7 protein-coding genes are annotated in these 7381 nt (G+C 61.0%); 3 read left to right on the top strand and 4 right to left on the bottom strand.

Going from position 1 to position 7381, the window contains the following annotated elements:
- Positions 1–192 precede the first annotated feature (192 nt).
- The 4 genes from P7F28_RS09020 to P7F28_RS09005 all read right to left on the bottom strand — a co-directional run bounded on the left by P7F28_RS09020 (position 193) and on the right by P7F28_RS09005 (position 3688).
- The gene (locus P7F28_RS09020) at positions 193–1092 is read right to left on the bottom strand and encodes an amidohydrolase (protein ID WP_277184168.1); all 900 of its coding nucleotides are present in this window, start codon (positions 1090–1092) and stop codon (positions 193–195) included.
- A 14-nt stretch (positions 1093–1106) separates the two neighbouring features.
- Entirely contained in the window at positions 1107–1745 is a 639-nt protein-coding gene (locus P7F28_RS09015) for a nitroreductase (protein ID WP_277184167.1), read from the bottom strand.
- A gap of 13 nt (positions 1746–1758) precedes the next feature.
- Positions 1759–2646 carry an oxaloacetate decarboxylase gene (locus tag P7F28_RS09010; RefSeq protein WP_277184166.1) on the bottom strand — a complete coding sequence of 296 codons (888 nt, stop codon included), beginning with the start codon at positions 2644–2646 and terminating at the stop codon, positions 1759–1761.
- A 337-nt stretch (positions 2647–2983) separates the two neighbouring features.
- Positions 2984–3688, bottom strand: a complete 705-nt coding sequence (locus tag P7F28_RS09005; protein ID WP_277184165.1) for a GntR family transcriptional regulator — start codon at positions 3686–3688, stop codon at positions 2984–2986.
- A 169-nt stretch (positions 3689–3857) separates the two neighbouring features.
- Between P7F28_RS09005 and P7F28_RS09000 the strand changes: the two genes are divergently transcribed.
- From P7F28_RS09000 to hydA, 3 genes are read left to right on the top strand one after another with little or no spacing between them, the layout of a single operon-like run.
- Positions 3858–5156, top strand: a complete 1299-nt coding sequence (locus tag P7F28_RS09000) for an MFS transporter (RefSeq protein WP_277184164.1) — start codon at positions 3858–3860, stop codon at positions 5154–5156.
- 59 nt (positions 5157–5215) lie between these two features.
- Positions 5216–5944: an aspartate/glutamate racemase family protein gene (locus tag P7F28_RS08995; RefSeq protein WP_277184201.1), complete on the top strand. Its 729-nt coding sequence runs from the start codon at positions 5216–5218 to the stop codon at positions 5942–5944.
- A gap of 22 nt (positions 5945–5966) precedes the next feature.
- Positions 5967–7373 (top strand): dihydropyrimidinase, encoded by a 1407-nt coding sequence (hydA, locus tag P7F28_RS08990; RefSeq protein WP_277184163.1) that lies wholly within the window; start codon positions 5967–5969, stop codon positions 7371–7373.
- Positions 7374–7381 lie beyond the last annotated feature (8 nt).

Below are 7381 nucleotides of genomic sequence, written 5' to 3'. Positions count from 1 at the left end.
GATTGCAAAAGAAGCTCATGGCGACCAACTTCTGATGGTTCCGTCGTCGAGTCTGAGATGCGAGTGCCCGTCGAATTCATGATGCGTGTCGTCTCCCTGGCGGCATGCGCAAGGAGGCCGCATCGCCAATGTGATTGGTATGTGTTGGATCTCTGAAACCTGGCTATGCGTCAGCCCGTTCAACTCGCTTGGCTACCCTCCGAATCCATAAAGCGCTGCGGGGTTGTCCACCAAAATTCGGGCAAGCATCTTTTCGTCGTGGCATTGCGCCATCAGAAGCCGGAGAAGCGACATCGGTTGAATTTGCCGGAACGCGACCGGTTGCGGATCAGCCTGAGGACGCCCGGCATGTTCGCTTGTATGAGGCCAATCGGAACCCCATACTATCCGTGCGGGATTTGCGTCGATCAGTGCGACGGCAAGAGCCTGCGTTGCTTCGAATGGCGTTCCATTCTCAACGATTCGATACGGTGCGGATAGCTTGACCCAGCAGTTCCCGCCGCGCAGCAGATCCTGTAGCGCAAGTAGATCCTGTTCGTCCACCGGAACGCGCACCCCGCCCATGTGATCAATTACAACCGGACATGCCAACGCATGCAGCGTGTCGCGCAATCGGGTGACCACGGCTGCTTCAGCGTGAAGCTGAACATGCCAGCCTAGTGCCGCGATGCGCTCCGCTACGTTCTTCACCTGCCGGGCGATCGCAACAGGGTCACGCGAGCCAACGCTCTTTGCGTTCAGACGCACGCCGCGAGCGCCGGCGCGATGAAGGTCCCGAAGCGCTGCGTCCGCAATGTCGGTGTCGGTGCTCACTATGGCGCGTGCGTTCGCACCCATGGCGGAGACCGCCTCAAGCGTGCACGTGTTGTCGGTGCCATAACAGCTTGGCTGCACGACCACCACACGGTCTATGCCTAACGCACCGAAACTTCGCCGCCAGTCGTCCAACGTGGCGGGACGCGGCGCGTAGCTATGTCCTGCGAGTCCCGGAAACCGAGCCAGTGGGCCGAATACGTGCATGTGGGTATCGCACGAACCGCGTGGCACGCTGTAGCTGTAGCTGTCGCGAACGGATGGATCGTCGTTGTGCATGGCGCTGCCGTCGGTCAGTTCGCGTCGTCAAACGTTTCGCAGGTGCCCTGCCGAATCGCGTCGGCAAAGGTCGTGACCAGCGGCTCGGTGTCGCGCAACGACACTGCCCGTGTTCTGACGGGATACCCGACATACAGGAATGCAACGATGTGATCGTCCGGTGTCAGGCCCATTTCCCGTTTGAACAGCGGATCGCGTGCAACGTGTCCCGTCTTCCACATCGCGCCAAGCCCCATTGCGTGCGCAACGATCCACATGTTCTGTACTGCTGCTGCCACGGCCATCAACTGCTCGGTCTCGGGAACCTTGATGCCGGCCGTAATCTTTGCGGCAACAATCAACACCAGCGGTGCGCGCATTGCCTTTCGACACTCGCGCTCGAACGCGTCCTGCGAAAATTCCGGCGTTCGTCGCCGCGCGCTCTCGGCCAGCCTTTTTCCAAACGCTTGCCGCGCTTCGCCCCTGACAACCGTGATCCGCCACGGACGAAGGCTACCGTGGTCAGGCGCTCTGTCGGCTGCCGCAATCAGTTGCCGGATCACATCGTCGCCCGGCTCCGGGCCCGACAGTTCCAGCGCTGACGCGCGGGACAGGACCGTACCAATCACGGCTTCCACCGTCGACACGTCTTCACGCTGCAGATTCACGGACATCAGGGGCTCCCGGTTACTGGCCTTCGACGGTCTGACGTTCGATCTCGTAATACTCTTCGAGATCGATGCGGTCTTCGATGTCCTTGCGAATGCGGACCTCCTGCTCGTGCGTCAACAGCGTGTGATGGCCGGTTTCGCGCAATTCTTTCAGCGCGCGTTGTTGCGCATCCACGGAAACCAGCATCATCAACTGCGATTCAATGATGCCTGCATAGCCCATTTCCCTGAGTTCGTTACGCGTGAAGATCGGCCGGCCGTCGCGATTGCCCCGGCTCATCACATACAGAAGCGGCACCTTGCACACCTTCGGCGCGCGCTCTGTTTCCTCAGGCGTGCGCGGGAACAGCAGGCCAAGATCCGCGCCTTCGTCCGCACCGCGATTGACCCGGTCGGCTGCCACATCAAGGCCGAACTCCCGGCACGAATCGGAGCGCGCAATGATCACGAAATCCGGGTCCTGCTCGTCGCGCTCCTTGCACGCATAGCGAATCTTCGTCGCGAACTCTTCCGGAGTCGTCTCGTGAACCTGATAGGTGTGGTAATGCGCGCGCTTCGGGTAAATCTGATCTTCGATATGAACGCCTGCAATGCCGGCGCGGATGAATTCGCGGACCGTGCGCATGGTGTGCAACGGCTCGCCGAAGCCGGCGCCGGCGTCCACGATCATCGGGATGTCGACTGCCGCGGCGGCGTCGGACGCCAGCTTGATTTGCTCGGTCATGGTCAACAACGGTTCGGTGACGGCGCGCGCGCCGCCGGTCACATAGCCGCCGCAATAGAGCGCTTCGAAACCCGCGTGCTCGGTGAACTTCGCGGCGAGCGCATCGTAGACACCGGGCATGTGCAGGAACGTTTTCGACTTCAGCAGAGCACGCAACTTCGTGGTTTTCTTAACGGACATGAGTCACTCCTGGGGAAAAAGCTGGCCTTGAATGAATGGCACTATGCCATAGTAAAATGCCATTTTCAAGCCAAGCTTCCAAGGTATAAACCCTAGTCTTCTCCATTCGAGCCAGTCCGGAAAGAAAGGTCGAAATGGCGGGCGACGAACGTCGTCCCGAACCATATGACGCGTAGACACGGAGCAGTCCGGCCGGCGCTAACTGGCTTCGAGTAATAGTCTCTTTGAGCTTCGTGAGATCGCGAGGAGTATCGCGTCACGCTTGCAATGACGTGCACCGGCCATGGTCATGCTAAGCGCGGGTGCTGCGAATCAACGGCCGCACGCCAATCGCAAACTAAGCCGTCCTACCCGACATTGGATCGTCCTGCGAACGCATCAGCACGTCCAGCACCTCGCGCGCCGTGTTCTCGGAATGCTCGCGCAGGATGCGCGCGAGATCGGCATGTGCCTTGTCCTGCAGCGCCGCGATAATCGCCTCGTGTTCGTTGGCTGACTCCGCCCAGCGCAAGCTATCGGCGTTGGCCGCGCCGCGGGCGCGATGCACCTTCGCCATCAGCGTCGAATACACATTCGCGAGCACCGGATTGGCCGCGGCATCGACGATCATCTGGTGGATCTGCTGATTGAGCTTGAAGTATTCGAGCCGCTTGCCGGCTTCGTGATACTCGACCATGCGGCAATGCTTCGCCGCGATCGCCGCCACTTCCGCCTCCGAAATACGCCGGCTCACCATGTCGCCCGCCATCGCTTCGAGCCCATGCAGCAGTTCGAAGGTCGCGGCGAGATCGTCGAGATCGATCTCGGCCACCCGATAGCCGATGTACTGCCGATGCGTCAGCCGCCCCTCGGAGGTCAGCACCTTCAAGGCTTCGCGCAACGGTGTCTTGGACACGTCGAACGCAATGCTCAATTCCTTTTCGTCGATACGCGCGCCGGGCGCCAGCTCGCCCTCGTCGATCATCACGCGCAGGCGCGCGGCGATCTCCGCCGCCATGCCTCGGGTGCGCAAAAGAAGGGGATTTTTGGTGGGCTGGTTCATGGCAGTGCAAGCTTATCACGATCTTGGTGAAAACCCTGCACCACGAACGTGCGAGCTATTTTTGTTTAAAACCAAGCGTTTACACTGTTTGTAATTATAAATTTCTAATCCTATACTCTGTTCAACGTTGCGCGACGTCACGAAAACATCCGCCTATCAGGAGCCGTTCATGTCTTCAACATCCGGTGTTGCCGCAATGACGGTGGGCAAGTCCGCCGTCCGCTGGAAGATATTCGTCGTCATGCTGAGTCTTATCGCGATCAACTACATCGATCGCGCGTCGCTGTCGGTGGCCATGCCGCTGATCTCGAAGGAATTCGAGATCGGGCCGGCCATGGAAGGGCTGATCCTCAGCTCGTTCTTCTGGACCTATGCTGTCATGCAGATTCCCGGCGGCATGCTCGCGGACCGCTTCAAGCCGCGCATCGTGATTGCCACGGCGACGGTGTTCTGGGGCTTCTTCCAGGCCATCGCCGCCGTCTGCACCAACGCGCCGGGCCTGCTGCTCACGCGCCTCGGACTGGGTGCATCCGAAGCACCGATCTACCCCGCGGGCGGCAAACTCAACGCGATCTGGATGACGCAGACCGAGCGCGGCCGTGGCGCCACCTTGCTCGACGGCGGCGCACCGCTGGGCGCTGCGCTGGGCGCGATCCTCATCACCGGACTGATCGCCATGCTCGGCTCGTGGCGGCTGGCGTTTGCCGTCGCGGGCATCGGCACGGTGCTGGCGGGCATTCTCGCGTGGTACTACGTTCGCAATACGCCGCGCGAACACCCCGGCGTGAACGAACTCGAAGCCGCGTATATCGAGGAATCCCATGCACGCGATGCCGCAGCGGAACCCGCCTCGCTCTCTGGCCGTTCGAGCGACTTCTTCAAATACCGCTCGGTGTGGGGCATGTTCTTCGGCTGGATGTGCTTCAACAGCGTGTTCTACGGCCTGCTGACATGGATGCCTAATTATCTGCACATGGTCCACGGCTTCGATATCAAGCAGATGGGCGGTTCCAGCTTCATCATTTTCTTCAGCGGCTTTGTCGGCGAGCTGATCGGCGGGTGGATTGCAGACAAGTGGAAGGCCGCAGGCGGGCGTCCGAATGTCGTGATGCGCACGCTATTCGGTATCGCGGCGGTGATCGCTACCGTATCGATCTTTTCCGTGGCCTACGTGACCGATGCGGTCGCGGTCGTTGCCCTGCTCTCCTCGACGCTGTTCTTCCTGCGCTGGTGCGGCCTTTACTGGTGCATCCCGTCGTCCATCGGCACGCGCAACAAGATCGGCTTTCTCGGCGGCTTCATGAATCTCGGCGGCAATATCGGCGGCATTGCGGTGCCGATCATTGTCGGCGCGGTCGTGCAGTTCACGCACTCCTACTTTCTCGCGCTGATGTTCTTCGCGGCGGCCGGCGTCGGTCTGCTGCTGTGTTCGAGCCTCATCGACTATGAAAAGAAGATCCCCGTCTGAGGGATCGAACCACCGATTCATGCAGCAACGCTTCGCTCAATCAACATAAGAGACACATGATGAAAAAACGCACTTTGTTAGGCATGCTTACGCCCTCGTCAAATACTTCGCTCGAACCGCTGACGAGCGCGATGGTCGCCGACCTGCCCGACGTTTCCGCGCATTTCGCGCGTTTCCCGGTGACGGAAATCTCGCTCTCCGACCGGGCACTCGGCCAGTTCGACGACACCAAGATCCTGCAAGCCGCCGAGTTGCTCGCGGATGCCAAAGTCGATGTGATCGCGTGGAACGGCACGTCTTCAGGCTGGCTCGGCTTCGAAGCCGACGAGCGTTTGTGCCGCCGCATTACGGAGGCGACGGGCATTCCAGCGACGACTTCCGTGCTGGCGCTCAACGAGATCCTCCACAAGACCGAAGCGCGCGAGTTCGGTCTCGTCACGCCGTATCTGGATGATGTACAGGAGAAGATCATCGCGAACTATCGTAGCGAAGGGCTGCATTGCATCGCCGAACGGCATCTGAATCTGAAGGTGAATTTCGCGTTCTCTGAAGTCGAAGCCGATGAAATCCGCCGCATGGTGCGCGAAGTCGCCAAAGACAAGCCGCGCGCCATCTCCATCTTCTGCACCAATCTGAATGCGGCGCATCTGGTGCCCGCACTCGAAGAGGAAACCGGCATTCCGATCTACGACACCATCAGCACCGTCGTATGGAAATCGCTGCAACTGGCCGACTATGACACACGCCGCGTGAAGCACTGGGGCCGTCTGTTCACCGAAGTAATCTGAGGAAGAGGATAAGGACGAGGCCATGCCAAACGATCTGGATTTCGTGATCCGTCATGCCGACGTGGTCACCGCGTCGGACCGCTTTACGAGCGACATCGGCATTCGCGACGGCCGTATCGCGATGCTCGGCCAGGGCCTGCCGCCCGCGCCGCGCGAACTCGACGCGAGCGGCATGCTGGTGATGCCCGGCGGTGTCGACGGACATTGCCATCTCGATCAGCCGATGCCCGACGGCTTGCGCATGGCCGACGACTTCTTCACCGGCACGCGCTCGGCGCTGTGCGGCGGCACGACCACGGTGATTCCGTTCGCCGCGCAGGCGAAGGGGCAATCGCTGCAGGCGGCGGTGGACGACTACCATCGGCGCGCGGAAGGACGTGCACTGATCGACTACGGTTTCCATCTGATCGTCGCCGATCCCACGCCGCATGTGCTCGCGGAAGAACTGCCGCGTCTGATTCAAAACGGCTACACGTCGTTCAAGGTCTACATGACTTACGACGATATGAAACTCAACGACCGCGAGATGCTCGACGTACTCTCGGTTGCGCGCGAACACGGCGCGCTGGTGATGATCCACGCGGAAAATTCGGACTGCATCGGCTGGCTGACCGAACGGCTGCTCGGGCGCGGACTGCATGCACCGCACGCGCACGCGCTGGCGCGGCCCGCCGTGGTCGAACGGGAAGCCACGCATCGCGCGATTGCCTTTGCGGAACTGGTCGATGTGCCGATTCTCATCGTGCATGTGTCGGGCGCGGACGCCATCGAACAGATTCGCTGGGGACAGTCGCGCGGTCTGCCGATCCATGCAGAGACTTGCCCGCAATACATGTATCTCACCGCCGACGATCTGGGCCACGGCGAGTACGAAGGCGCGAAGTGCGTATGTAGCCCGCCGCCGCGCGATCCCGCGAATCAGACCGCGGTATGGAAGGCGCTACGGCAAGGCGTGTTCTCGCTGGTTTCATCCGACCATGCGCCCTTCTCCTACGACGATCCGCAAGGCAAGAAGCCCGGCGGCAAGGAAGTCTCGTTCGATCACATTCCGAACGGCATTCCGGGTCTGGAAACGCGGTTGCCGCTGCTGTTCAGGGGCGTGAAAGAAGGACGCATTTCGCTGCATCAATTCGTCGAACTCACCTCGCTGCGGCCCGCGAAACTCTACGGGCTGTATCCGCGCAAAGGCACGATCGCGGTCGGCGCGGACGCCGACATTGCCGTGTGGGACCCGGAGAAGCGTGTGACGATCGCGAATGCAGCGCTGCATCACGCGGTCGATTACACGCCGTATGAAGGCATCGAAGTAAGCGGCTGGCCGCGCCATGTGTTCTCGCGCGGCGGACTGCTGGTGGAGGACGGCACGCTGCTCGACATCCACGCAGGCCGCGGGCGCTTCCTTCCCGCCGGCCGCCCCGATCTCGACTGACCAGAAGG

Source organism: Caballeronia sp. BR00000012568055, assembly GCF_029439455.1.
Classification (GTDB): domain Bacteria; phylum Pseudomonadota; class Gammaproteobacteria; order Burkholderiales; family Burkholderiaceae; genus Caballeronia.
This window is presented reverse-complemented; position numbering and strand designations above follow the sequence as displayed.

Excerpts from the sequence above, each read along its gene's own strand:
- P7F28_RS09020 (WP_277184168.1), bottom strand. The coding sequence starts at position 1,092 with ATGCACAACGACGATCCATCCGTTCGCGACAGCTACAGCTACAGCGTG.
- P7F28_RS09015 (WP_277184167.1), bottom strand. The coding sequence starts at position 1,745 with ATGTCCGTGAATCTGCAGCGTGAAGACGTGTCGACGGTGGAAGCCGTG.
- P7F28_RS09010 (WP_277184166.1), bottom strand. The coding sequence starts at position 2,646 with ATGTCCGTTAAGAAAACCACGAAGTTGCGTGCTCTGCTGAAGTCGAAA.
- P7F28_RS09005 (WP_277184165.1), bottom strand. The coding sequence starts at position 3,688 with ATGAACCAGCCCACCAAAAATCCCCTTCTTTTGCGCACCCGAGGCATG.
- P7F28_RS09000 (WP_277184164.1), top strand. The coding sequence starts at position 3,858 with ATGTCTTCAACATCCGGTGTTGCCGCAATGACGGTGGGCAAGTCCGCC.
- P7F28_RS08995 (WP_277184201.1), top strand. The coding sequence starts at position 5,216 with ATGAAAAAACGCACTTTGTTAGGCATGCTTACGCCCTCGTCAAATACT.
- hydA (WP_277184163.1), top strand. The coding sequence starts at position 5,967 with ATGCCAAACGATCTGGATTTCGTGATCCGTCATGCCGACGTGGTCACC.